27 protein-coding genes are annotated in these 24212 nt (G+C 71.0%); 6 read left to right on the top strand and 21 right to left on the bottom strand.

What is annotated here, in order from left to right; translation table 11 throughout:
- Positions 1 to 112 precede the first annotated feature (112 nt).
- Genes ACK8GG_RS03370 through ACK8GG_RS03380 form a run of 3 tightly spaced genes read right to left on the bottom strand, consistent with a single transcriptional unit; the run spans position 113 to position 1943 of the window.
- Entirely contained in the window at positions 113 to 727 is a 615-nt protein-coding gene (locus tag ACK8GG_RS03370) for a PIN domain-containing protein (RefSeq protein ID WP_440355501.1), read from the bottom strand.
- Positions 724 to 1587, bottom strand: coding sequence for an ImmA/IrrE family metallo-endopeptidase (locus tag ACK8GG_RS03375; protein WP_440355502.1), 864 nt, complete (start codon positions 1585 to 1587; stop codon positions 724 to 726). The genes ACK8GG_RS03370 and ACK8GG_RS03375 overlap by 4 nt, the downstream gene beginning before the upstream one ends.
- Positions 1588 to 1604: 17 nt before the next feature.
- Entirely contained in the window at positions 1605 to 1943 is a 339-nt protein-coding gene (locus tag ACK8GG_RS03380; RefSeq protein ID WP_440348296.1) for a helix-turn-helix domain-containing protein, read from the bottom strand.
- Between the two features lie 271 nt (positions 1944 to 2214).
- Between ACK8GG_RS03380 and ACK8GG_RS03385 the strand changes: the two genes are divergently transcribed.
- Both ACK8GG_RS03385 and ACK8GG_RS03390 read left to right on the top strand, forming a co-directional pair.
- The gene (locus ACK8GG_RS03385) at positions 2215 to 2958 is read left to right on the top strand and encodes an SDR family oxidoreductase (RefSeq protein WP_440355503.1); all 744 of its coding nucleotides are present in this window, start codon (positions 2215 to 2217) and stop codon (positions 2956 to 2958) included.
- Between the two features lie 47 nt (positions 2959 to 3005).
- The gene (locus ACK8GG_RS03390; protein ID WP_440355504.1) at positions 3006 to 3632 is read left to right on the top strand and encodes a TetR/AcrR family transcriptional regulator; all 627 of its coding nucleotides are present in this window, start codon (positions 3006 to 3008) and stop codon (positions 3630 to 3632) included.
- 14 nt (positions 3633 to 3646) lie between these two features.
- On the opposite strand, the gene ACK8GG_RS03395 is transcribed toward ACK8GG_RS03390, so the two are convergent.
- From ACK8GG_RS03395 to ACK8GG_RS03410, 4 genes are all read right to left on the bottom strand, one after another.
- The gene (locus ACK8GG_RS03395; RefSeq protein WP_440355505.1) at positions 3647 to 4951 is read right to left on the bottom strand and encodes an MFS transporter; all 1305 of its coding nucleotides are present in this window, start codon (positions 4949 to 4951) and stop codon (positions 3647 to 3649) included.
- A 49-nt stretch (positions 4952 to 5000) separates the two neighbouring features.
- On the bottom strand, positions 5001 to 5399 hold the full coding sequence (locus tag ACK8GG_RS03400; protein WP_440355506.1) for a hypothetical protein: 399 nt from the start codon (positions 5397 to 5399) through the stop codon (positions 5001 to 5003).
- Positions 5400 to 5581: 182 nt separating this feature from the next.
- Positions 5582 to 6037, bottom strand: a complete 456-nt coding sequence (locus ACK8GG_RS03405; RefSeq protein ID WP_440355507.1) for a GNAT family N-acetyltransferase — start codon at positions 6035 to 6037, stop codon at positions 5582 to 5584.
- A 96-nt stretch (positions 6038 to 6133) separates the two neighbouring features.
- The gene (locus ACK8GG_RS03410) at positions 6134 to 6604 is read right to left on the bottom strand and encodes a hemerythrin domain-containing protein (protein WP_440355508.1); all 471 of its coding nucleotides are present in this window, start codon (positions 6602 to 6604) and stop codon (positions 6134 to 6136) included.
- 138 nt (positions 6605 to 6742) lie between these two features.
- Here ACK8GG_RS03410 and ACK8GG_RS03415 point away from each other — a divergent pair, with 138 nt between their 5' ends.
- Together ACK8GG_RS03415 and ACK8GG_RS03420 are read left to right on the top strand one after the other, a co-directional pair.
- Positions 6743 to 7342, top strand: a complete 600-nt coding sequence (locus ACK8GG_RS03415) for a hypothetical protein (RefSeq protein WP_440355509.1) — start codon at positions 6743 to 6745, stop codon at positions 7340 to 7342.
- Between the two features lie 100 nt (positions 7343 to 7442).
- Positions 7443 to 8303 carry a hypothetical protein gene (locus ACK8GG_RS03420; RefSeq protein WP_440355510.1) on the top strand — a complete coding sequence of 287 codons (861 nt, stop codon included), beginning with the start codon at positions 7443 to 7445 and terminating at the stop codon, positions 8301 to 8303.
- Between the two features lies 1 nt (position 8304).
- Here the strand turns inward: ACK8GG_RS03420 and ACK8GG_RS03425 are convergent, their stop codons facing one another.
- The 13 genes from ACK8GG_RS03425 to ACK8GG_RS03485 all read right to left on the bottom strand — a co-directional run bounded on the left by ACK8GG_RS03425 (position 8305) and on the right by ACK8GG_RS03485 (position 20377).
- Positions 8305 to 8994 (bottom strand): hypothetical protein, encoded by a 690-nt coding sequence (locus tag ACK8GG_RS03425; RefSeq protein WP_440355511.1) that lies wholly within the window; start codon positions 8992 to 8994, stop codon positions 8305 to 8307.
- A 28-nt stretch (positions 8995 to 9022) separates the two neighbouring features.
- Positions 9023 to 9895, bottom strand: a complete 873-nt coding sequence (locus ACK8GG_RS03430; RefSeq protein WP_440354110.1) for a hypothetical protein — start codon at positions 9893 to 9895, stop codon at positions 9023 to 9025.
- A gap of 13 nt (positions 9896 to 9908) precedes the next feature.
- The gene (locus tag ACK8GG_RS03435) at positions 9909 to 10610 is read right to left on the bottom strand and encodes a WXG100 family type VII secretion target (RefSeq protein ID WP_440348285.1); all 702 of its coding nucleotides are present in this window, start codon (positions 10608 to 10610) and stop codon (positions 9909 to 9911) included.
- Positions 10607 to 10933 carry a type VII secretion target gene (locus tag ACK8GG_RS03440; protein WP_440348284.1) on the bottom strand — a complete coding sequence of 109 codons (327 nt, stop codon included), beginning with the start codon at positions 10931 to 10933 and terminating at the stop codon, positions 10607 to 10609. The genes ACK8GG_RS03435 and ACK8GG_RS03440 overlap by 4 nt, the downstream gene beginning before the upstream one ends.
- Positions 10930 to 11331, bottom strand: a complete 402-nt coding sequence (locus ACK8GG_RS03445) for a YbaB/EbfC family nucleoid-associated protein (RefSeq protein ID WP_440355512.1) — start codon at positions 11329 to 11331, stop codon at positions 10930 to 10932. The genes ACK8GG_RS03440 and ACK8GG_RS03445 overlap by 4 nt, the downstream gene beginning before the upstream one ends.
- Before the next feature lie 176 nt (positions 11332 to 11507).
- Positions 11508 to 12035, bottom strand: coding sequence for a GNAT family N-acetyltransferase (locus tag ACK8GG_RS03450; protein ID WP_440348282.1), 528 nt, complete (start codon positions 12033 to 12035; stop codon positions 11508 to 11510).
- A gap of 85 nt (positions 12036 to 12120) precedes the next feature.
- Complete coding sequence (locus tag ACK8GG_RS03455; protein ID WP_440355513.1) at positions 12121 to 12714, bottom strand: GNAT family N-acetyltransferase; 594 nt, start codon at positions 12712 to 12714, stop codon at positions 12121 to 12123.
- Entirely contained in the window at positions 12711 to 14225 is a 1515-nt protein-coding gene (locus ACK8GG_RS03460; protein WP_440355514.1) for an APC family permease, read from the bottom strand. The genes ACK8GG_RS03455 and ACK8GG_RS03460 overlap by 4 nt, the downstream gene beginning before the upstream one ends.
- 55 nt (positions 14226 to 14280) lie before the next feature.
- Positions 14281 to 15075 (bottom strand): hypothetical protein, encoded by a 795-nt coding sequence (locus ACK8GG_RS03465; protein WP_440354108.1) that lies wholly within the window; start codon positions 15073 to 15075, stop codon positions 14281 to 14283.
- Positions 15076 to 15383: 308 nt separating this feature from the next.
- The gene (locus ACK8GG_RS03470; RefSeq protein ID WP_440354107.1) at positions 15384 to 16037 is read right to left on the bottom strand and encodes a 4'-phosphopantetheinyl transferase family protein; all 654 of its coding nucleotides are present in this window, start codon (positions 16035 to 16037) and stop codon (positions 15384 to 15386) included.
- Between the two features lie 195 nt (positions 16038 to 16232).
- The gene (locus tag ACK8GG_RS03475) at positions 16233 to 17054 is read right to left on the bottom strand and encodes a peptidase (protein ID WP_440354439.1); all 822 of its coding nucleotides are present in this window, start codon (positions 17052 to 17054) and stop codon (positions 16233 to 16235) included.
- Positions 17054 to 18352 (bottom strand): VWA domain-containing protein, encoded by a 1299-nt coding sequence (locus ACK8GG_RS03480; protein ID WP_440355515.1) that lies wholly within the window; start codon positions 18350 to 18352, stop codon positions 17054 to 17056. Before ACK8GG_RS03480 ends, ACK8GG_RS03475 begins: the two co-directional genes overlap by 1 nt.
- A gap of 396 nt (positions 18353 to 18748) precedes the next feature.
- On the bottom strand, positions 18749 to 20377 hold the full coding sequence (locus tag ACK8GG_RS03485) for a dolichyl-phosphate-mannose--protein mannosyltransferase (RefSeq protein ID WP_440348276.1): 1629 nt from the start codon (positions 20375 to 20377) through the stop codon (positions 18749 to 18751).
- Positions 20378 to 20462: 85 nt separating this feature from the next.
- Between ACK8GG_RS03485 and rsmI the strand changes: the two genes are divergently transcribed.
- A complete protein-coding gene (gene rsmI / locus ACK8GG_RS03490) occupies positions 20463 to 21314 on the top strand; it encodes a 16S rRNA (cytidine(1402)-2'-O)-methyltransferase (RefSeq protein WP_440348275.1) in 852 nt (283 codons plus the stop codon).
- 23 nt (positions 21315 to 21337) lie between these two features.
- Here the strand turns inward: rsmI and ACK8GG_RS03495 are convergent, their stop codons facing one another.
- Entirely contained in the window at positions 21338 to 22189 is an 852-nt protein-coding gene (locus ACK8GG_RS03495) for a hypothetical protein (RefSeq protein ID WP_440355516.1), read from the bottom strand.
- A 138-nt stretch (positions 22190 to 22327) separates the two neighbouring features.
- Between ACK8GG_RS03495 and metG the strand changes: the two genes are divergently transcribed.
- The gene (gene metG, locus ACK8GG_RS03500) at positions 22328 to 24130 is read left to right on the top strand and encodes a methionine--tRNA ligase (protein ID WP_440348273.1); all 1803 of its coding nucleotides are present in this window, start codon (positions 22328 to 22330) and stop codon (positions 24128 to 24130) included.
- Positions 24131 to 24212: the final 82 nt, after the last annotated feature.

Below are 24212 nucleotides of genomic sequence, written 5' to 3' on the forward strand. Positions count from 1 at the left end.
CGTTCCCGACGAGCCAGTCGAACTGTCCCTCATGGATGCCTTGATCGGCGACCTTTGGATGGCAATACGCAGGACGCCCGGGTGATAGCACGTGTCGGAGAAATAGCGCCGGTCATCCCCATTGGGGCCCGGACAAGAGACCGGTTGATTCGATCGGTGGTAGGCCGTCGTCGAGACCACGGAGCCGTAGGTAGATGTCGCGCATCGCCGACTTGTCCGGGATGTGTTGGGTGCCCGCCGCCCGTTGCAGGATCGTCAACGTGCTGACCAGCCTGATCGATCCGACTGCATGCCCCTGTACGCGAAGCCGTTGCAGTCGACGGATCTCAGAGGTGGCGATGCGCGCCCCTGACCCATCATCGATGAGCACGGTCATCGTCTCGCCTGCTTCGGCGGCGACAACGGCATGCGCCACCACCATGATCTCACCCAGGTCCTTGAGACGCCGCAGCCGATCTTGCATGGGTTGTTGAGTGATTCTGTGGACGGCTGCCGCCAGTTCGGGTGTTTCGTCGTCGGGGAGAACATCGATCCAGCGTGGCGTCAGTTTACGCCAAACTGTGGCGGCAGGGCGGAAACGCAAATCCTCTCGAGACTTGCGCATTACTTCGTCCTGCACCGTCTCTGGGACGCTGAGCGGTCCGAGGACACCGATGAGGAGCCGCTCTCTGTTGATTGAAAGGAAGTTTAGGCTGGGCCCGGCGTCGATGATTGGCCGCAGAGTCATCGCGGTGCTATTCCGCCGGTAGGCTCCTCAGGTTCATCTGGCGCGCCGAGGTCGGCGTCCAAGGTGGCCCAATCCACCGGTACGTCAGGCAGGTCGGCAGGGTCGGCCCAGGCGACCGGCCGCTCGACTGGCGTAATGCCGGCCTCCTGCAGCTCCGTTTCCACGATCTCCACAGAGCTGCCACGCAGGGTGGCGATGGCCTGGGCTGGCAGCACTCCCTCCGCGTATCCCTTCGTCGCGCGGGCCAGTAGCTTTTGAGGTGCCCTGCGCCTGTTGGAATCGGCTTGCATCGCCTGGTATTGGTCGATCCAGCCGAAGCGGACAGCCAGCTGAGGAGTGGACAATGCCCTCCAATTCGACTTTGTCCGGTTGTCGATGTATCCGGCCTTTTGGAGTGCGATGGCGGCGAGGGCCGGCGAAACCACGAACCGTTGGACGACCGCAGAAAGAGTGGACTCGGTTATCTGCCCTCTGTCGCTGAGGAATTCCCGCAGTCCGTCCAGTGGCAGGAGGAGGTGCCGGGCGAAGGCATCGGCGCGGATCTCGGCAGGAGATCGATCGCTCCAGTTGCTCGCGTCGGCATCTGCCCAGTCGCCGAACTGAATGTGGCCGAGTTCGTGAGCGAGGGTGCTGCGTTGTCGCATCGGGTGCTGGGTCCGTGCGACACCGATGAACATCGTATTGCGCTCAGGATCCCGCATCGTCAGGCCATGCTCGTCCGGCCCGATGTCGAGTACAGCCACGTCGATTCCGGTGGTCTGCTCGATGATCGCAATCAGGTCACCCAGAGGCTGTACGCCCAAGCGGTGTTCCTGCCGGAATCGGATGGCGGCAGCGCATCCCTCGGTTTCTGCGCTCACTGTGTTCCGCCTATAGGTCAGATCGCGGTAGGAATCGCCTGCTCAGCGAGGTAATCATCTAGTTCGAGGAAGTGCAGCAGCGCTTGGCGCATGCCATCCATTTCCGAGCCGTTGGTTGCGCGAGCCGCGCACTGAGCCCGGTTGGCCACCGTCTGCGTCCCGGTGAGTTGAGCCACCGTGCGCCCGGTCGCCCATGCGATCACCACCAGCTCCGGCATCTTCGCCGCGCGGTCGCCAGAGATGATCCGTGACAACGTGGGCTGGGAGATGCCTGTCCTGTCCGCCAAGGCTCGCTGGCTAAGTCCTGCGTCCACGCGCGCGCGCTCGATGAGCTTTCCCGTGTTTCCCTTGATCATGATCTACTCCCCAGCGGTGAATCATGATTACGCTGCTTGATTCAGCCTACACGCTGGCCGCCCTGCTGGCGAGGCCCGCCGCGACGCGAGGCGCTGGCCAACTATCGGTGCGGCAGGCCCACCCGATGCGCGTGAGGGTGCAGAGGGATGCCCACTACCAGTTCCGAGCCTTCTGTCTGGCCGTCGCGTGATGGCTATCGATGGTGGACGGGCTGCTCATTCCGTGGTTATATGAACGCGGCGTTCATATCAATGGCCCGGGAGGCACCTCATGAGCGGTACATCAACCACGGGTCGCGTCGCTCTGGTGACAGGCGGTAGCGGTGGCATCGGCGCGGCCGTCGTCGAGCGTCTGATCGCCGACGGCTACCAGGTCGCCGTGCACTACGCGGGCAACCGGACCAAGGCTGATGCCCTCGTGGAGAAGATCACCGTGGGCGGCGGCTCCGCGATCGCCGTCGGCGGGGACGTCGCCGACGAGCAGGCCATGCAGGCCGCGTTCGACCAGACGGAGGCCGCGTTCGGCGGTATCGACGTCGTCGTCAACACGGCGGGCATCATGCTGCTCTCGCCGATCGCCACACTGAACCTCGAAGACCTCGACCGGATGCACCGCACCAACATCCGTGGCACGTTCGTCGTCCTGCAGCAGGCCGCGAACCGTGTCCGCGCGGGCGGAGCGATCATCAATTTCTCGACCTCCGTCACCCGGACGAAGTTTCCCTCGTACGGCGCGTACGCCGCGTCGAAGGCCGCCATCGAGACAATGACGCTGATCCTCGCCCGCGAACTGCGCGGCAAGGACATCACCGTCAACGCCGTCGCCCCCGGTCCGACCGCGACCCCGCTCTTCCTCGACGGCAAGGACGAGCAGACGATCGAGAACCTCGCCAAGGCCGCACCGCTGGAACGCCTGGGCACCCCCGATGACGTCGCCGAGACCGTCGCCTTCCTCGCCGGCCCCGCCCGCTGGGTCAACGGCCAGGTCATCTTCACCAACGGCGGGCTCGCCTGAGGGTGCACGACCTCGCTTCAAGAACCGGAACCGAAGAGAGCACCACCATGACCGGCAATTCCCTGCCCGCCGCCAATCCCGGCGCCACCGCACCACGTCGCGGACGCGGTCGGCGTCCCGCCGATGAGGTGCGTGCCGACGTGCTGCGCACCGTCGGCGACATCCTGTTGCGTGAAGGGCTCGCCGATTTCACCTTCGAACGCGTCGCGCGCGAGTCAGGCGTGAGCAAGGCGACGCTCTACAAGTGGTGGCCATCTGTCGGGGTACTCGCGCTGGAGGGATACTTCGACGCCGTCGAGGACACCCTCGCCTTCCCCGACACCGGCGACATCCGAGCCGACATCACGACGCAACTGCATCACTTCGTCGAGCTGATGACCACGACCCCGGCCGGTCCACTGCTGATCCAGATGATCGGGCAGTCTCAGACAGACCCCAACCTCGCAGCCGAATACCGTCGCCTGTATTCGTCAGGTCGACGCCGGCTCGCCGTCGACCGCTTCCGCCACGCCCAAGAGCTCGGGCAGATCCGTCCCGAAGTGGACGTGCGGGTGCTCGTCGACCAGCTGTGGGGAGCCGTCTACCACCGGCTCCTCGTCCCCGACGAGCCCGTCGACCTGTCCTTCGCGGACGCCTTGATCGGCAACCTCTTCGACGGCATCACGCAGCGCTAGCGTACGGCGGTCGGTCAGTCCGATGTGGCTTCGGCGTGGGGTGTGGCGGGGGTCGGCGGGGCGGCGGCGCGTGCTTCCAGTTGCCGGAACTCGGCGCTCATGACCGTCCGTAGTGTCGTCAGGAGGACGACGAGGCAGAGGATTGTGCCGCCCCAGAACACCACCCTGACACCGAACAGTTCGGCGGCCACTCCGGCAGCCAGTGCTCCCAGGGGCATCGAACCCCAGCTGGTCAGCCGGCTCACGCCGCTGTAGCGGCCCAGCATCTCGTCGGGTACGACCAGGGCGCGCAGCGACACGTAGGTGACGTTCCAGACTCCCGTGCCGGCGCCGCCGAGGAAGGTGGTCGCCGCGACCAGCGCGGGGGAGGTGGCCAGCGCGGGCCCCGCCAGGAGGAGGGCGAAGCCTGCCATCGCCAGGGTGAGGGTGATTCTGCGACCCAGCCGACGGGTGAGCACGGGCGCGGCGGCCGCCCCGGCGACACCGCCGACGCCGAGGGCGCCCAGGAGCAGCCCGTACGCGGAAGGGCTGAGGCCCATCGGGCCGGGGGCGACGGCGTAGACGACGATGACCGCCGTCCAGGCCGCCCAGCAGGCGGCGGCGACGCTGGAGGCCAGCAGGAAGGTGCGGAGGATGCGCTCCCGCCAGACGTACCGGACGCCTTCGGCGATGTCGGCGCGGAAGTTCGCCGGCCTGGCGGTGTCGGGCGCGCGGTTGCTCCGGTAGCTGCCCGTCATCACCATCAGCGCGACCAGCGTGGCCGCGTAGCCCAGGCCGCCGGCGCCGAGCGCCACGGCCAGGCCGGCGGCGGCGAGCAGGCCGCCCAGGGGCGGGCCGGCGAACTCGTTGGCGACCGACTCCGTGGCGGTGAGCTTGGCGAAGGCGGACTCCATCCGGTTGCGCGGCACCACCATCGGGATGATGGTCATCCGGGTCGTGTCGGCGAACACCTCGGCGGTGCCGAGGACCAGCGCGCCCGCGTACAGGCCGGCGAGCGGCAGCGCGCCCAGCAGCAGACCGCCGACGAGAGCGGTGAGAGCGACGACGCGTACGGCCGCCATGAGCATGATGAGGTGGCGGCGGTCGACGCGGTCGGCGAGCGCCCCGGCGGGCAGGGAGAAGAGCAGCCACGGCAACGTGTTGGCCAGGGTGGTGCCCGCGACCAGAGCTGGGGAGTCGGTGAGGGAGAGCGCCACCAGCGGCAGGGTCAGTTTGACCACGCCGTCGGCCAGGTTGGTGGCCGCGGTGCCGGCCCACAGAGCGCCGAAGTTACGCCCCCGGACAGTCGACGCAACTGCCTGCGGATTGTCGGTACGCATCGATGAAGACTGTCATGCTCCTCCGACAAGCCGGTCCGCTCGTCGTGAGTTATGTGACCGGGTCGCCGGGCGGGCCTCCCTCTGGCGCTGCCGCCTCCGCTGGCCGGCGGCGCTTCTTGCGGCCGAGGACGAACCCGTACACGAGCGTCAGGACGAAGGTCAGGCACCCACCGAACATCTCGGCCAGCACGAATATGAAACCGCGCAGGTCAAGGCCACGACCGCCGGCGAAAGCGGGATCGTACGGCGGCGGAATGAGCCGGTGGAAGAACATGCCCCCGAAGCAGAAGATCAGCGCGGACGCGAGGACGCCGCCGACCACAAAGAGTTGCAGGGACTGGCCCCTGACGCCCCGCCTGCCGATCATCGTGGCGACCAGGATTACGCCGACCGGTCCGCACAGGACGAGAACGACAGAACCGATGAGCGACGCCGTTTCGTAGGTCACCGGCGGATGCTACGTGGCCGTGGTTCCTGAGATGTCCGCCCGGCAGATGCCGTCGGTCAGCTCGCTGCCAGCTTTACGTGGTCTCAAGGTCTGGGCCGAAACCCACATGGACGAGGTCCTCGCCAGTCGCGCCAGGCACGACAGCGGCACCGGCTGACAAGCCAGGCCGGGGCCGAGCAAGCTCAGAGCTCCAGTACGCCCACCGTCTGGTCGTCGCTGCGCTCGCCCGTGGGCTGGAAACCCAGCTTGAGGTAGAACTCCTCCGGGCCGCCCGGACGGGGCTCCCAGGTGACGTACGCCCGCTTGCCGCCCCGGGCGCGGATCTCGTCGCAGAGCGCCTGGACGGCGAACCGCCCGTACCCCTTGCCCTGGGCGTCGGCGGCGATGTTCAGCCGCCAGATCCCGGAGCGGATGTCGTCGGTGTCGTCGTCGGGACCCCAGGGGATGTCGAGGAAACCCATCACGAAGCCGACCGGCTGCTCCCCGTCGAGGATCAGTCGCGGCCAGGCGTACTCGGAGTGCACGTACGCCTCGGCCAGCGACTTGACCACCGGCTCGACCAGGTCCTCCTGGTCGGAGCGTACGGAGATCGCGATGGCCGCTTCAAGGTTCCCGGGGGTGATCCGCTCCAGCCGCATGCGGCGGACCCTAACGGGCGCGGACCATCGAGGCCATCGAATTCCCCATTGGCTGCGGCGACACCGGAGGATCAGGGCCGGAGGGTCGTTTCGGCGTCACAGCGGCCCGAAGACGTCTCGCGGGTCGGCGCGCAGATCCAGTGATTCGAGGACTGTCAGCAGCGCACGTTCCTCGTACCGGAAATGGCTCTCCATGATCGCGGAGATGCCGTCCAGGTGCCGTTCGAGAGCGGCCGGGGAGGCGGCCTGCGCGACCGCCTTCTCCAGACCCCCGAGCAGGTACGCGATCATCGAGTGGTCCTGCTCCAGCCGGCGCAGCGTCTCGCGGAGCTCGGGGTGGGCGGCGGCGATGGCGGGAAAGAGTTCCCGGTCCTCGCCCTCGTGGTGCGCGGTCAGCGCGGCGCAGAAGCCGTGACAGAAGAGCAGCAGGTCACGGGTGGCCGATTGGGCATCCTGCTGGCCGGCCAGCGCGTCCCGGGTCGCCTCAAGGGCGGCGCGTAGTCGCTGGTGGACGGTGCGCAGTTCGGGACTCCAGGCCGTCAGCCTGGCCTTTTCGCCCTCAGACACGAGAGGGCGAAGGGAACGACGTCATCATCGTCGTGCTCCTTCGAAATCCGGCGCCTCCATGCCTGACACGGACTGCCACCGGCACGCGACGCTCGGGCCACCGTACCCCGGGTTGCGGTGGCCGTGCACCATCTGCTGATGACCATCAGTCCCGACCGTGCTCCCGCCACCCCCGTCCCGCGCCGCAAGGAGTACGTCGCCGCGGTGGTGGTCGCCGTGGTGGGCCTGCTGGTCTCCGCGGTGCTGCTGGGCCTGGTCAAATCCGGAGCCGAACTGGGACAGCCGCTCACTGCCGGTGAACCGGTCACCGTCCACATCAGCGCGTCGGAGGAGACAGTGGTCTGGGCCAAGTACCACGGCGGTCCGCTCCCCGAGATCGAGTGCAGCCTCTCGCCTGAGCCGCAGAGCAGTCGGCAACTCCGTCCCGCGATGGAGGGCCTCGGCGTCGCCATCGACGTCGACGGCCAGCGCTGGGTCGCCCAGAGGCTGATCTCCGCTGACCCCGCCGGCAGTTACGACGTCACCTGCCTGACCTCCGGGCGGCACCCCGCGACGCTCTCGATCGGGGAACTGCCCCGGTTCCACAGCGACCGCGACAGATTCCTGCTGCAGGTGGGGGCGCTCGGCACCGCCGGGATCACCGTGGTCGCCGTCGGGCTGCTCCTGCTTATCCCCGCACTCCGGCGCCGGTCACGGCGGGCCCACCTCGAGCGGGAGCCGGCCGGGTCGCAGCAGTAGAACGCGCGGCCGAATCACCTGCTCCCTCGGCCTCCGGCGGCTCGCTGGCCGTCTGCATCGATGGTATGAATGCACGGTGTCGTCGCCGAACGTAGACCCGATGGGTAACCTCCGTGCTCTGGTCGAGGGGGCGCTGCCGGCCCGGATGCCCGGAGCCCGCATCGCCGCCGAGGCGGATGAGCTCATCCTCCCGATGCCCGGCGGCCGGGCCCGGGTCGCGCTCGCCCCGCTGCTGCAGCGCTGCCTCGACGAGCCGCGGCAGATCTGGCCCGACCTGGTGACCGAGTGGCTGGCCGCGGTGCGCAGCCAGCTGCCCGACGAGGTCTCCGCGGAGCTCGGCCCGGCCGACCTGGAGCAGCTGCGGCTGCGCCTGACCCCGGCCACCGCGACGACCAGCCCCGACTTCATGACCATCCCGTACGGCGAGCACTTCACCGCCGTGCTGGTGCTCAACCGGCCCGACCGGCTGGACGTTGTCACCGTCGCGCAGGTCGCCCAGCTGGGTCAGGACCTCGAAGACCTGGTCCGGATCGCCGCCCGGCAGACGGTCCAGCACGAGCTGCTCGCCCTCGACGTACGCGATCACGACCTGCCCTCCGGTGGCGCGGTGCGGCTGCTCGCCTCGGACGGCAATCCCTTCGTCACGACCGCGCTCATGTCGCTCAAGCGGTTCCTGCCCGAGGGCAGTGACAACGGCGCGCTCGTCGCCGCACCGCAGTACAGCGCGATGATGGTGTACCCGGTGCGGGCCCAGGTGCCGGAGCAGGCCGTGGCGTTGCACAACCTGACCCGGTCGATGTTCGCGGCCGCCTCCGACCCGTGCACCGAGGACATCTTCTGGTGGTACGACGGCGAGTTCCAGCCGGTGCGGATCCTGACCGACCCGGCCGACGGGACCGTGCAGGTGCGGGTGCCCGAGTCGATGGCCCCGGTCGTCGCCCGCCTCGGCGGCCCGCACTGACCTAAGTGGTGAGAAGCTTGTCCAGCTTTTCCGCGCGCAGCGCCTGCTCTCGCTGCTCGGTGAGGAACCCCAGCGCCTCGGCGCGTCCGCCCTGGTGCCATCGCGCCAGCAGCCGCTCGTAGAAGGCGGCGTCCTCCCGCAGTTGCCGGGCGCCCTTGGCCGAGGAGCGGCCCGCCAGGTCGTGGTATTTCGCGACGAGTTCGGTGGCGGGCTCGACCGGTGAGCCGCTGTCGTTGACGAGCCGCCACCCAGGCACCTGGTACCAGTGCTTGCGGCGGTCGGCCGGGTCCCGCGCGAAGTCCCGTTCGGCGGCCTCGGCGAGGCGGTCGGCCGGCCAGCTGTCGATCTCTTCGAGGCCGGGGCCGAGGACGAACTGCCGGGTCTCGGCGGGCGCGGTCTCGGCGAGCAGATCGATCATCGGCGGCCCGGCGGTGACCTCGTCCATCCGGATGCCGTAGGTCATGGTCCAACCGGAGAAAGGCAGCACCAGGGGCTGCACGCCGGCGTGCAGCCAGCCGGCCGGGCGGCTGGGCGAACCGCTGTAGCCGACCCAGGCGGGAGCCCAGCCCAGCGGCTCCCGCATCAGGACGGTGCCGGCACCGGTGCCGCGGATCGACCATTCGCCGGGCAGTTCCGGCCGCAGGTCGGCAAGGATCTGCCGCCACCGGCGTGCTTTCTGGGCAGCGGACATGCGTACCTCCCGGTCGGGTCGGAGCCGGTCAGTCCGTGCTGAGCGGACGCTGCGTCGGGCGCAACTCCTCAGGACGGTTCGGCAGGTTGAGCGCCTCGGTCACCCGGGTCGCCCACCCCGGCGCGATGCCGGTCTTCAGGCCGGTCTTGAGATCGTAGGCGTGCGCGACCTCCCATTCGGCCTTGTCGTCGGCCGAGGGCTGGTACTGCCGCTCGAGGATGACGTCCGGGCGGAACTCCTGGTCCTTTACCCGTGATGTCTCCACGCCGTCGGCGTCGAAACCGACCTCGGAGCGGAGCCGGAACCCGGTCTCGGGCGGCAGCATCGTGGCGGCCTCATTGGTGACGGAGTTGTCGAGGTGGCGGTGGGCCTCGGTTCCCATCGCGGTCCGCTCGACGACGAGGTCGGCCACCTCCTCGCGCATGCCGCCTTCGATCATCTTTTCGCGCTGGCGCTGGTAGCCCTCCTGCGCGAGGATCGAATCCCGGTTCGTGTCGACATGGTCCCAGGCCTCGTCCGAGAGCTCCTGGAGTCGTTGCCGGACCCGGACCCGGGCGGCTTCGATCTGCTCCAACGTCTGCGGGTCGTCCTTCTTCAATGTCGCATCGTTCTGCGGCAGCGGCGGCGGGGAATCCGTCTCCGGAGTCTGCGGGGACTCACCGTCTCTGGGGTTCGTGCCGGCGGGCTCGCCGTTTCGCGGCGTCGCACCGGCGGGGCCGCTGTTACGCGACGCCGAGTTGCCCGGACGCCCCGCCGTGGCCGCCTGGGTGATCGTCTGGTGGCTCTCGGAGATGCTGGCCGAACTGCCGCCCTGACCGGTGCGCTGACGGGGTACGCCGCCGTCGCTGCCGTCACCGCCCTGGCCGCCGTCACCGCCGCGAGGTCCCCGGGGTCTCGTCACGTAGTCCCCTGCCTCAGCCGTTCACGAGCTTGGAGAGGTTGGTGAGGCTGGTGACGAGCCCCATCGTGTAGCTCATGATCCGTCCCGCCCACTTGAGGACCGCGGCGGCGATCTGCGCGGCGATGACCGGGATGGTCACCACGAAGATCGCCTCGGCCGCCCAGACGATGACGCGGGCGACCAGATCGGCGATCAGGTCACGGACGATGTCGCGGGTGAAGGCGACGAGGTTGCCGGCCGCTTCGGTGGCGGCCGCCATCGCCGCCGACGCCCCGCCGAGACCGGCGATCGCGGCCGTGTTGTTCTGCATCAGCGACTGGTACGCCGCAGCTGCCTGTCCCTGCCAGTCGGGCAGATCGCCGGCGAGATGGTTCTGCAGGTTGACCGCCATCTGCTCCAGATGACCGGCCATGTTGCTCCAGGTCATCGCGTGCGAGGCGACGACGTCCGGCATGCCGGTCAGCCAGTCGAGGGCTTCCCGCAGCGGCTCGAAATGCTCCATCGCCCAGCCGAGGCCGTTGGCGAGCAGGGCACTGAACGGGTCCAGGACCGTCGCGGCGACGTCCAGCCCGAAAGCCGCCCCGGCGAGGAGGTCGTCCACCCAGCCTTCGCTGTGGATCGCGGCGACCAGGCCTTCGACGCCGTCGCCCAGCGACGAGCCCGTCCACGCCTGGCGGGTCGACTGCACACCGGCGATCAGCGAGGCGTCGGTCATGGGGTCAGCCGATTACTGATCTGGCCCATCGCGCTCGCGGTGTCACCGTCCACGCCGTCATAGCTGTCGGCGGTCTCGCGCAGCCGCTCCGCCACCAGCCGCAGGTTCTCGTCGAGATAGGCGACGAGTTCGTCGTGGCGCTGGTGACGGGTCTCCAGGATCCCGGAGATCCAGCCGCAGAGCTGGCCGTACGCCTGGTCGTTCTGGCTGATGTGGGTGCTCGCGTTGCGCACGGCGTCGAAGCCGGAGCGCAGCGCCTCGATCTGTGCGGCGTGGGCGCGGATCTGCTCGGTGTCGGCCGCCCAGCCGTTGCCGCCGCTCACGGGCCCTGCCAGCCGTGGCTGCGGGTCGGCGGCGGGGCGTCCGGCCCGGGACCGGGATCGGGCCGCAGCTGCCGGCCCACCCGCTCGGCGATCTCCCGGGACGCCGTCGACTCCGTGCCCAGGGTCTCCGTGATGATCTGCTGCGACAGTTCGGCCAGCTGCGCCCTGGCCAGCCGGATCGTGTCCATGATCGTCTGGGCGGTCAGTTCGGGCTGGACCCGTTGCACCTGCCGCCCCAGGCGAAGGTCGAGCAGCGCGCCGGTGGAGTCGACGGTGACCTCGGCGAGTCCGTTGTCGGAGACCAGGGTGACCCGCAACTGCTGGAGGCGGTCGCTCATCACCTTGGTGTCGGCCGCGAGCTTGTCGATGCGGCCATGCCAGGCCCGCATGCGGTCCATGGCGCCATCCGGGTCAAGCACTCCGCCTGGCCCCGGTATCCCAGTCTCCATGTTCCTCCCCGCGAACCGGCCGAGTCATCGACGGCAATCATCAACTGCGCGGACCTGGTGGATTGTAGACGGTTGATGGAGGGCCGCGACGCCCCGCTGTTCTGCGGCGGGGCCGCTCGGTGACGTCAGGTGTCGGTGGCGAGCCGGGCGTGCAGGTGCTCGTCGTAGCGGCGGCCGTCGCCGTAGCGGTGCGACTCGCGCAGGGTGCCTTCCAGGGGGTAACCGGCCCGGAGGGCCACCCGGCAGGAGGCGGGGTTGGCGACCGCGTGGCAGAGCTCGATGCGGTGCAGCCCGCGGCTGCCGAAGCCCCAGGCCGTCAGGGTGCTGACCGCCATCGAGGCGATGCCCCGGCCGCGAGCCGCCGCGGCGGTCCAGTAGCCGATCGTCGCGTTGCCCTGGAAGATCTGGTTCAGCGAGACCGCGCCGAGCAGCGTCCCGTCGCCGGCGTCGGTGACGGCCAGCGACATCCGGGTGCCGCTGCTCCAGTCGGCGCGGTAGCGGATCCAGGTGACCGCCTGCGCGTGGTCGCCGACCCCCTGCGAGTTCCACTGCTCGATCGCCGGGTCGGCCAGCGCCGCCAGCACCTCGGGCGCGTCCGCGATCCGCCAGGGACGCAGCAGCAGACCGGGCGCGGTCAGTTCGAGATCGTCCACGGCGGGCAGTTTGCCACGCCGACCGGCGGAAACGGGCGCGGGTGGGTGGACCTGCGACAGGTTCACCCACCCGCGTCCTCGTCGGTCAGGCCGGGTTCGCCGGGCGCCACATCCGGTAGAAGGGAACGTGGCTGACGTGGATGACGAACGGATCCATGTCGGTGTAGCCGTGGCGGCGGTAGAGGCTCACGTTCTGCGCGTTGGTCGCCTCCAGGTAGGCGGCCACCCCCTCGGCGTCGAGCCGCCGGTGGGTGTGGTTCATCAGCGCGGTGCCGATGCCCTTGCCCCAGTGCTCCGGGAGCACGGCGAGGAACGCCAGGTGCCAGTGCGCCTCGGTGGGGTGGTTGGCGTCGAATACCTCGTCGAGCTGCTGGAACTGGGGCAGGAACTCGCCCGCGGCCGCGGCGAGGAGCTTCTCGTACTCGGGCAGGTCACCCTCGCCGGTGCGGTCGAACCAGACGGCGGCGGCCGTGCCGTCGCCGGTGACGTGCACCTGGCCCGCGCCCTCGGCGGCGTAGCGGGCGAGCAGCCCGAAGTAACCGGCCATCACCCGCAGGCGCTGCTGCTCGTCGGGGACCAGGTAGTGGTTGGCGCCCAGGTGGTCGAAGGAGCGGGAAATCAGCTCCCCGATCCGGGTGAGGTCGGCGTCGGAGCCGACCTGGCGGATGTCGGTGCTCATCGGGTGACCTCCAGGGCCTCGCGGCCCGCCTCGTCGGTGGTGGTGTGCGCGGTGCCGGCGGCGACGGCGCTGGCCGGGCCGAGCCCGATCCCGCCGTAGACCTCCGGGCGGGTACGGCGCAGCGTCACACCCCAGCCGAGACCGAGGCAGAAGACCAGCAGGTAGACAGTCGGCACCAGCCAGGCCGGCCCGCTCCACCCGTCCACTCCGTAGAGCACGGGCAGGTTGCTGGTGGTCAGGTAGACCAGCAGCAGCAGGATCGGCATCGCGATGCCGGGGGCGATGCGGCGCCGCCAGAGGGTCTCGCCGTGCGGGTGACGGGTGAAGTAGACGATCACCGAGATGCTGGTGATCGCCACCAGCAGCAGCACACCGAAGCCGCCGCTGGTGCCGCCCCAGAAGAAGAGCTGGACCAGCGGGTCCCACCCGGCGGCCGCGTACACGGTGATCACCAGCAGTCCGAGGGCGGACTGGGCGAGGGAGGCGTTGCGGGGCGCGCCGGCGGCGGTGCGGCCGAAGACGCGCGGCAGGACCCCTTCCCGGCCGAGGGAGAACATGTAGCGCGACACCAGGTTGTGGAAGGCGATCATCGCGGCGAGCAGGCTGGTGAGGAAGAGGGCGTACCCGAGGTCGGTCGACCAGGTCCCGAGCTGCCCGGCGGCCAGGTTGAAGAAGAGGTCCGGGCCTTCTTCCCCGGCCCGGACGAAGACGTCGCTGCCGGCGGCGGAGTAGATCACGGTCGCCGCGAAGACGTAGATCGTGCCGACCACGGAGATCGTCGCGTAGGTGGCGACGGAGACGTTGCGGCGGGCGTCGCGGGCCTCTTCGGCGTACGCGGCGGCCTGCTCGAGTCCGGCGAAGGCGGTGAAGCCGATCGCGATCAGCGCGCCGGCGCCCGGTCCCCAGAGGTTGTCAACCGCGAGCGGGCTGAGGGAGAACGCGAAGCCGGGGGTGGTGGCGATGGCGATCGCATAGACCAGCACGGCCACGGTCTCGCCGATGACCAGCACCGCGAGGACCTTCTCGCTGATGCCGATGTCGAAGATGCCCAGTACGCCCACGATCAGCCAGCAGAGCAGGCCGAGCAGCCACCACTGGACCTCGATGCCGAACCAGTGCGAGAACATCGGCGCGCCGATGGCGCCCACACCGCCGTAGGAGGCGACCTGGAAGCAGTTGTAGGTGACCAGCGCTACCAGTGCGACGCCGACCGCGACCGGCCGGCCGAGGCTCTGCGCGGCGTAGGCGTAGAAGGCGCCCGCGTTGGTGATCCGGCGCGCCATCGCCAGGTAGCCGACGGCGAAGATCAGCAGCACCACGCCGACGGTGAGCAGGCCGATGGAGATACCGGGCTGGGCGGTGACCGCCAGCGCGGTCATGACCACGCCGGCGACGACCGTCAGCGGGGCGACCGAGGAGGCGATGGAGAGGCTGATGCCGAGGGCGCCGATGCGGTCCTTGGCCAGGGCGTTCGAGAGCCGGCTCGGGGGCGCGACTGTTTCGGGGGGCATGGTGTGCTCCTGCTAGGGGTGTCGGGGGTTGGCGTGCCGGGCGGCGGCCCGGTTGTCACATTCGGTTCGTCATCACGGCGCTGCCCATCAGGGCCTCGGCGTGGTTGAGCAGTTCGCGCAGGACGTCGTTGAGCTGTGTCAGCTCCTCGTCGAGCCGCCGGCGCTCGGGGGCGTCCAGGGCGAGCACGGTCTCCAGCCCGGTCAGCCGGAACAGCGCGCCGAGCAGGCGGCCCTGGGTGTCGAGGCGTTCGCCGCGTCGCAGGGCGTGGCCGAGGCGTACGCCGGGCATCGCGGCGGTCTGCGGGTCGGCCGGCACGTGGGTGACGATCCGGCGCAGCCCCTGCCGGCGCTTCTGCGGAACCGCCAGCGGCGGGCTCTGGCGGGACAGGCGGCCCTTGGCGATGACGCGCTTGCCGACGCGGCGGGCGGGGGCGTAGTCGTCGCCGCGCATCGGCCCTTCGAGCAGCCCCCGGGCGCGGTCGTCGCCGGCGCCGGCGAGGTAGCGGAGCACGTCGGTCAGGGGCACCCCGGCGGAGCCGTCGGGGTGGATGTGCCGGGCTTCGTCGTGCAGGAACCAGAGCAGCTCGTACCAGGTGTCCTCGACCGCGCCGTGCGGGCCCGGGTCGAGGAAGAGCCGGCCGGCGCGCAGGTGCAGCAGGAGCACCTGGTGGCGGCGTACCTGCATGGTGTCGCGGTCGGTGACCGTGACGACGTGCGGGGTGAGGAGTTCGGCGAGCAGGGCCGTGCCGAGCCCGATCCCGAGGGGGAAGTCCTTGAGCTGTGACAGTCCGTCGGGCCGGTCGTGGCAGGCGAGCCAGAATTCGTCCGCGAGCGGCAGCAGCGCGCCCATCGGGCTCGCCTCCTCAGGTCAGTTGTGGTGGTGCCATGGCATCGAGGGGTGACGGATCGCAATGTCAGCACGACGCCGCGTAAAGCTAGTCGGACAAGATCAGATGTGCAACGAATCTGAGGGTTGTTTAAACAAAAGAAACATTTGCATGCCTGGGTAGTCCTAAATGGACCCCAATTGAGCACTCGGTGACCGAGTGGACGACAGCGGGTGTTCCCCGCCGCCGGGGCCCTCGGCGGACAGGCCGGGCCTCAGCGGACAGGCCGGGCCTCAGCGGGCCGGCCGCGCCTCAGCGGGCCGGTAGCGCCTCAGCGGGCCGGCAGATACAGGGCGGTGCGGACCAGACCACCCTCGACGACGAAGCGGCCGGTCAACTCCGTCGGGATCCCGTGGGCGGCCGCCTCGGCGTGCCGCTCGGGGCGGAGGAGGGCGGTGAAGGTGCCGGCGCCCGGGTCGGGCCGCACCCGCGCCTCCTCGAAGCCGAGCCAGCTGCCCGCCAGCGGATGCCAGACCTTGTAGACGCTCTCCTTGGCGCTGAAGACGACCGACGGCCAGTGGACCGCGTCCGGTGCCGCCGCACACCAGTCCAGCTCCTCGGGCAGGCAGATCAGCCGGGCCACGCCCTCGCCGAGCGGGCGGTGCTGCTCGGCGTCGACCCCGAGCGCGCGTACGTCATGGCGGTGGGCGACCACCGCGGCGCAGTAGCCGGCAGTGTGGGTGATGCTGCCGATCGTCCCGGGCGGCCAGACCGGAGCCCGGTTGTGGGTGGTCACCGGCGCCGCCGGCAGCCCGAGGGCGCCCAGCGCCCGCCGGGCACAGACCCGCCCGGCCGTGAACTCGCGCCGGCGGCTCTCGACGGCCGTGGCCGACAGGCAGGCGCGCTCGGCCGGGTGCAGTTCGCCGGTGAAGTCGGCCGCCGTGGCCACCGCGACCGCCACCGACGGCGGCAGGAGGTCACGCATCGGCGATCGGCGGAGGCAGGGCGGACATCGCCGCCGACGCTACGCCACAGCGCGCCCTTCGCGACAGGCCGTGTGGCAGGCCGCGTCTTCGGTCGCGGAATGCCGAAGGCCCTCTCCGTGTCACCGGCCGGGCGACGTCGGAGAGGGCCTTCGGTTCACCTCCGGTCCGCCCTCAGGCGGCCGGAGCGGGGTGGGTCAGCGAACCCGGGGGCGGCGGGTCATCGCGAAGCCGACCACGCCGGCGACGGCCGCCAGGATTCCGCCGGCCGTGGTCCAGATCCAGCGGGAGGAGAGATCCGGGATCCAGCCGGTGAAGGAGACCCCGTCGAACCAGGAGCCGTCCTCGGGGTCCTCCTGGGCGGAGGTGGGCGAGAGCGCCTGCTCGTCCAGGATCGTGCCGGCCTTGACCGGCGGCACCAGCGGCGTCTTCAACGTGCCGTCGTCGGCGGGCGCGCCCTCGTCGCCGAGCAGCGACACCAGCAGGTCCACCTCCACCGGCATGCCGAGGTCCCGGTCGGCCAGCTCCGCCACCGAGAGGCGTACGTAGTACGTGCCGGGCAGCGGGTCACCCGACCAGGGCTCGGCCCAGGAGCGCACCGCGCGCAGGGTGCAGCCCAGGTCGACCCGGGTGGCGGTGGCGGCGACGGCCGGGGTCTGCGCGCCGGCCGTGCACGCCTGGCGGCGGCGCAGCCCGTCGAAGACGTCGACGCTCCAGGTGGAGTCGCCGGCCCGCTTGCGGTCGGCCGGGAACGTCACCGTCACCGCGACGTCGTGCACCTGCCCGGCCTGCGCCGGGAACGACCAGTACAGGTAGTCGCCGACGGAGGCCCCGACCGCCACCGGCTGACCGGCGGAGATCTGGGCGGCGGTGATGAAGGAGGTGCCGGCCTTGGTCACCGTGACCGCGCCCGGGGACGGCGTCGGGGCCACGGTGTCGGCGGCGGCAGCGCCGGCCGGCAGCAGAGCGAGGCCGGCGGCGGCGGCGAGGACCAGCCCCCGCCCGATCGAGGTGCGCATCATCGGTTCTCCCTCCAGGTGGCGACCCACCAGCGGGTCAGCAGACCGGAGACGAGACCCGTCACCAGGCCGGCGACGGTCAGCAGGAGCAGCAGCACCCAGCCGCGGCCCAGGTCCGGGCCGTCGGGGGTGGGGGCGGCCTCGACCACGTCGATGGTCAGCTCCACCGGCATGCCCGGGGTGGTCCGGGTGCCGGCGGCGGGGGCGAAGGAGTTGCTGACGACCAGGCAGACGGTGGTCAGCGGCTCGGCGCTCGCCGTGGGCGACGGGCTCGCACCGACGGTCTCCTCGAGCGCCTCCTCCTCGGCGCCCGACCAGCGCAGCCCGGCCGAGAGGACGTCGGTACGACCGCTGCCGGCGTCGGTGCCGCGTACCAGCTCCCGCCCGTCGGTGGCGGTGGCGCGCAGCAGCACGCCGTAGTCCCGGCTCACCGGCCGGTCCAGGCTCACGCTCACCGAGGCGCGCAGCTCCTCGCCGGTGCGGACCGGAACCCGGTACCAGCGGTGCTCGGAGAAGCTCTCCCGGTCGGTGTAGACGCCCGGGCCCAGCAGCGGCGCCTTCGCGCACTCCTCGCCGCCGGCGACCAGCGCCGGGGCCTGGGTGTAGGTGTCGCTCGCCCGGTCGACGAGCTGTTTGATGCGATCGGTCAGATCCTCGGCGCTCTCCGCGGCGGTGTACGTCCCGCCGGTGGCGCTCGCGATGCAGACCAGCTGGTTGCGGACCTTGTCGTCGGGGGCCAGGCCGAGGGTGTCGACCACCAGGTGCATGCCCTGGGCGGCGAGCTCCCGTGCCACCTCGCAGGGGTCCGGTGGGGCGCAGGTGTCCTCGCCGTCGGTGATCAGCACGATCCGGCGGGTGGTGTCGCCGGTGCCGAGGTCCTTGGCGGCCTCCCGCAGGGCCAGCCCGACCGGGGTGTAGCCGGTCGGCCGCAGGTCGGCGACGGCGGCCTTGGCGGCCGGTTTGTCGACCGGTCCGACCGGCACGATCTGCTGGGTGTCCCGGCAGCCGATCGCCGGGTCGTCGCCGGGGTAGGTGGCGCCGAGCACCCGGATGCCGAGCTCGGTTGTCTCGGGCAGGGCGTCGACGACCTCGTTGAACGCCTCCTGGGCGACCGCGATGCGGCTGCGGCCGCCGATGTCCCGGGCGCGCATCGAGCCACTGACGTCGAGGACCAGTTCGACCCGGGGCGCTTCCGATGTTCTTGTCGGCTCCGCGGCATTGGCCGGCTGGATGCCGAGCAGCGGGACCGCCGCCATCAGCCCCAGCAGGGCCGCCGTTGATCGTTTGATGTTGATCACGGCGGGAACTATAGCCAGCTCCCTTTTGGACTGATCTGCTGGACTGAGCGCGATCAGCCGGGCGTGCACGGTAGCCGTGGAGCCGGGCCGCCCACGCTCGGCGCCGCCCATTATGCGGCTTTTGTGGGGTGATGCGCGGGGCGGAAATCTGATCCCGTTCGAGGCGTTGTGCCGTCGATCGAGGGTGGCTAAGCTGACGGTGCGCGCCCCAATCGCCCGCTTCCCCCGTGGCAGGCGATCGGGGCGCGCTTTTGTGTCCGGCGCGCTTTTGTGTCCGGCCGGCTTCTGCGTCCGGCCGCTTCTGGGCCAGGCCGCTGCTCGGTCCTCAGTGCCCGGCCGCGCGCCGACCGTCCCTCGTGGCCCGCACGCCGACCTCCCGCCCGGGGACCACCGCCGTCAGATCCAACGGCTGCCGAACCACATCCGCGCCGACCATTCCTCGTACGGAATCGTCTGGCCGACGAAGATTGGATAGAAGAAGGCGAAGCAGAGCACCACCAGCACCACGTAGCCGCCGGCGATCACCGCCCCGATCAGACGACGGTTCGGATCCGGCACGGTGGCGAGCAGCCCGGTCGACATCGAGCGGCGCGGCGGCCCGGTGGCGATCGCGCCCAGGACGTAGACCACCGCCAGGATCAGGAACGGCAGGGCCGGCGCGGCGTAGAAGGCGAACATCGTCCGGCCCTGGTACGCGTACCAGAACCAGGGCAGCAGCGCCGCGGCCACCATCAGCCCGATCCCCAGCGGGCGCCAGTCCCGCCGGGCGATGCCCAGCCACGTCATCGCCGCCAGCGCCGGGATGAAGGACCACCAGAGCAGCGGAGTGCCCAGCAGCAGGATCTCCGAGGCGCAGCTCGCCGCGCCGCAGCTGCCCTCGCCGGTCCAGTAGAAGGCGACCGGCCGGCCGAGCACCAACCACTGCCACGGCCAGGACTGGTACTTGTGGGTGGCGTCCAGGCCGGTGTGGAAGTTGTAGGCGGCGAGGTGGTAGTCCCAGAGGTTGCCCAGCGCGCCGATGACCGGCAGCTCCCGCTGACCGTTGTCGGCCCGGAAATGCCGGTAGTAGCCGCCGTCGGTCAGCAGCCACCCCGACCAGGTGGCGACATAGGTGACCAGCACCAGCAGGCCGGCGAGCACCAGCCAGGGACCCTCGTCGAGGAAGGTGTCCCGCCACGGGCGGCGTACCCGCAGCGAACGGCGCAGCCCCGCCTCCCAGATGATCACCAGCAGCACGAAGACCGGCACGAAGTACAGGGCGCTCCACTTCACCGACATCGCGCAGCCCAGCAGCACCGCCGCGGCCAGCCGCCACCACGGCACCGCGGCCCAGTTCAGCGGCGGCCGGCCGGCGCCGTCCGACCGGGTCGGGTCCATCCCGCCCTCGACGGCCCGCAGCCACCGGCGGCGCCGGGCGTCGCGGTCGAGCACCAGCGCGCCGAACGCGGCCAGCACGAAGAAGAGCAGGAAGATGTCGAGCAGCGCGGTCCGGGAGAGCACCAGGTGGAAGCCGTCCACCGCCAGCAGCAGCCCGGCCGTGCAGCCCAGCAGGGTCGAGCCGAAGAGTCGCCGGCCGATGCGGATCAACATCAGCACCGACAGGGTGCCGCAGACCGCGGCCGAGACCCGCCAGCCGAACTCGTTGTAGCCGAAGAGCCACTCCCCGGCCGCGATCATCCACTTGCCCAGCGGCGGATGCACGACGAAAGCGGCGGTGTTGTTCTTCTCGTCCCACTCGAAGCCGTGCACCAGCAGGTTGTGGGCATCGGTGGCGTAGTAGGTCTCGTCGAAGATCTTGCCCTTGGGGTAGCCCAGGTTCCACAGGCGCAGCAGCGCGGCGAGCGCCACCACCGCCAGGGTCGCCGGCCACGACCAGCGGTCCAGCCGGGATTCCAGCGGCGCCAGCCGCCGCCGTACGATCGCCGGCACACCGGTGGCGGCGGGGTCGCCGCCGGCCGGGCCGGGGCCCGCGCCGCCGGCCGGGTCGCCACCACTCGGGCTCTGCGCTGTCGACGCCTGGGTCACCCGGCGATCGTAGGCTGCTCGGGTGGCGAGTCGCCGCCCTGCGTCCGATCACGGGCGCGGGCGTGTCAGCAAAGGAGCGGTAGGCGTGAGTGAAAACCCTGGTCAGGGCCGCCTGATCCTGCTCGGAGCACCACTGGGCAACCCGGCCGACGCCTCGGCGCGGCTGCGTGAACACCTCGCCGCGGCCGAGGTCGTCGCCGCCGAGGACACCCGGCGGCTGCTGCGCCTGGCCCGGGATCTCGACATCACCGTCGGCGGGCGCATCGTCAGCTACTTCGAGGGCAACGAGGAGCGCCGTACGCCCGAACTGGTCGCCGAGATCGCCGCGGGCAGGACGGTCGCGCTGGTCACCGACGGCGGGATGCCCAGCGTCTCCGACCCCGGCTACCGGCTGGTGCGCGCCACCCTCGACGCCGGCGCGCCGGTCACCGTCGCCCCCGGGCCGAGCGCCGTCACCACCGCGCTGGCGCTGTCGGGGCTGCCCTGTGACCGGTTCTGCTTCGAGGGGTTCCTGCCCCGCTCCGGGTCGGCCCGGCGCACCCGGCTGCGGGCGCTCGCCGCCGAGGAACGCACCCTGGTCTTCTTCGAGGCGCCGCACCGCATCGCCGCCACCCTCGCCGACCTCGTCACGACCTTCGGCGCCGACCGCCCCGCCGCGGTCTGCCGGGAGCTGACCAAGACGTACGAGGAGGTGCTGCGCCGCCCGGTCGGTGAGCTCGCCGACTGGGCGGCGCAGGGCGAGCCGCGCGGCGAGATCACCCTTGTCGTCGCCGGGGCCCCGCCGCGCGAGGCGGTCCGCCCCGACGACGAGGAGCTGCGCGCGGCGGTGGCCGAACGGGAGGCGGCCGGGACTTCGCGCCGGGACGCCATCAGCGAGGTCGCCACCGAGTACGGCCTGCGCCGCCGGGAGGTCTACGCGGTGGTGCACACCGCCTGACCCGGGTGCCGGGGCAGGCCCGGTCAGAACGTGGCGGCCAGGAAACCGGCGAAGAGCAGCAGCGGCGCGGCGCAGCCGGTCACGATCGTCCACCAGCGCTGGCGGTGCTGCGGCAGGCGGGCGGCGCCGGTCACCGCGAGGATGGCCCCGCCACAGAGCAGCGCCATCAGCAGCCCGGCGGCCCAGCGCAGGTGCCGTACGACCGGGCCGGCCTCGACGTACGCGGTGTCGGCGCCGGCGTGGCGCATCAGGGCGACGAGGGTGGCGCCCGGGGCGGGTTCGGCGACGCCACTGACCCGGACGGCGGCGCTGAAGGTGCCGTCGCCGGCGGTGAAGACGCCCTCGCAGCGTCGGCTCAGCCCCGAGCCGTCGCAACCGTCGAGCACCACGCTGCCGCGGACCGCGTTGCCGGTGGCGAGCCAGAACGGCTCCGCGCTGACCCAGCAGAAAAAGGCGCAGAGCAGGCTCAGCAGCACCAGCGCCGACAGTCCGGCGGCCGGCCCGCGGTCGGCGCGGCGGGCAGCGCGTACCCGCGCCGGGCGGCGAGGGCGGGGCAGCGCCGGGCGCCGGTCGTCCCGGCCGTCGCCGCCGGGCATCCAGAAGGGCCGCGCGGAGTCGCTGCCGGGTCCGGCCGGTTCGGGGCGCGAAGTGCCGGCGGCGGATGCCGGCTGCTGCCACCCGACGACCGCGGTGGTGGAACCGGTCTCGTCGGGCAGGCCGGCGGGGGCCGCGGGCCGGATCGCACCGGCGCCGGCGCCGGTGCCGGTGCCGGTGCCGGGGACCGGCCGGGCACGGCCGTCGAGCGCCGGCCCCGCCGGGAGCGCAGCAGGGCGCCGTTCGCCGTCGTGCTCGTTCGCTCCCGGTGCGTCCGCCACGGTGCCATTCCACACCGCGTACGCGACTGTGACCGTTAGGTCACCCCGCGTGTCGCCGGATCATGCCATGCCACCGTAGGGCGGCAGGACGGCTATTGGTTCGCGGCGCTCCCGCGCCGGTCACTAGGCTTGCTCCCCATGAGTCACGTTCTCGCCGCGGTCGCCTGGCCCTACGCCAACGGCCCGCGCCACATCGGCCACGTCTCCGGTTTCGGGGTCCCCTCCGACGTCTTCAGCCGGTACATGCGCATGGCCGGTCATGACGTGCTCATGGTCTCCGGCACCGACGAGCACGGCACCCCGATCCAGGTGCAGGCCGACGCCGAGGGCGTCACCGCCCGCGCGCTCGCCGACCGGTACAACCGGGTGATCGTGGAGGACCTGCACGGGCTGGGGCTCTCCTACGACCTGTTCACCCGCACCACCACCGGAAACCACTACGCCGTGGTGCAGGAGATCTTCGAGGGGCTGTACGCCAACGGCTACATCGTCGAGAAGACCACCATGGGCGCCATCTCGCCCTCCACCGGCCGTACGCTGCCGGACCGCTACATCGAGGGCACCTGCCCGATCTGCGGGTACGACGGCGCGCGCGGCGACCAGTGCGACAACTGCGGCAACCAGCTCGACCCGGTCGACCTGCTCAACCCGCGCTCGAAGATCAACGGCGAGACGCCGAAGTTCGTCGAGACCGAGCACTTCTTCCTCGACCTGCCGGCCTTCGCGCAGGCGCTCGGCAAGTGGCTGGACAGCCGCGACGGCTGGCGTCCCAACGTCCTGCGCTTCTCCAAGAACCTCCTCGACGACCTCCAGCCCCGGGCCATCACCCGGGACCTGGAGTGGGGCGTGCCGATCCCGCTGGAGAACTGGCGTGACCGCGGCGACAAGCGGATCTACGTCTGGTTCGACGCCGTCATCGGCTACCTGTCGGCCTCGATCGAATGGGCCCGCCGCTCCGGCGACCCGGAGGCCTGGCGCAGGTGGTGGTCCGCCGACGGCGCGGGCGCCGACGCGCGGGCGTACTACTTCATGGGCAAGGACAACATCGTCTTCCACTCGGTGATCTGGCCGGCGCTGCTGCTCGGCTACTCCGGTGAGGCCGACCGTGACGGCGAGCCCGGCCGCCTCGGCAAGCTCAACCTGCCGACCGAGGTGGTCTCCAGCGAGTACCTGACGATGGAGGGGCGCAAGTTCTCCTCCTCCCGCCGGGTCGTCATCTACGTGCGCGACTTCCTGGAGCGCTACGACGCCGACGCGCTGCGGTACTTCATCGCCGCCGCCGGACCGGAGAGCAACGACACCGACTTCACCTGGGCGGAGTTCCTGCGCCGCAACAACGACGAACTCGTTGCCGGCTGGGGCAACCTGGTCAACCGCTCGATCTCGATGGCGGCCAAGAACTTCGGCGCGATCCCACCGATCGACCCGGCCGGGCTCACCGAGGCCGACGAGGCGCTGCTGGCGGTCGCCCGGACCGGCTTCGACACCGTTGGCGACCTGATCGCCCGGCACCGGCAGAAGGCGGCGATCGCCGAGGCGATGCGAGTGGTCGCCGAGGCCAACCGCTACCTCTCCGACCAGGCGCCGTGGAAGCTCAAGGGCGAGGACGACAAGCCGCGGATGGGCACGATCCTGCACGTCGCCCTCCAGGTGGTCAGCGACGCCAACATCCTGCTCACGCCCTTCCTGCCGCACTCGGCGCAGAAGGTGCACGAGCTGCTCGGCGGCACCGGCGTGCACGCGCCGATGCCGCGCATCGTCGAGGTCGACGACCTCGACGGCGGGCCGTCGTACCCGGTGCTGACCGGTGACTACACCGAGGGCGCGCGCTGGGAGTCGGCGCCGATCGTGGCCGGCACGCCGCTGGCCGCGCCGAAGCCGGTCTTCCGCAAGCTCGACCCCTCCATCGTCGAGGAGGAACTGGCCCGGCTGGAGGGCTGAGACGCCGCCGGCGCACACCGGTACGCGCAAGCGGGCGGGACGGAAGCGATTCCGTCCCGCCCGCGCCGCGTTGTCAGGCCGC

Origin of the sequence: Melissospora conviva (assembly GCF_049523535.1) — a bacterium.
In the GTDB taxonomy this organism is placed as follows: domain Bacteria; phylum Actinomycetota; class Actinomycetes; order Mycobacteriales; family Micromonosporaceae; genus Melissospora; species Melissospora conviva.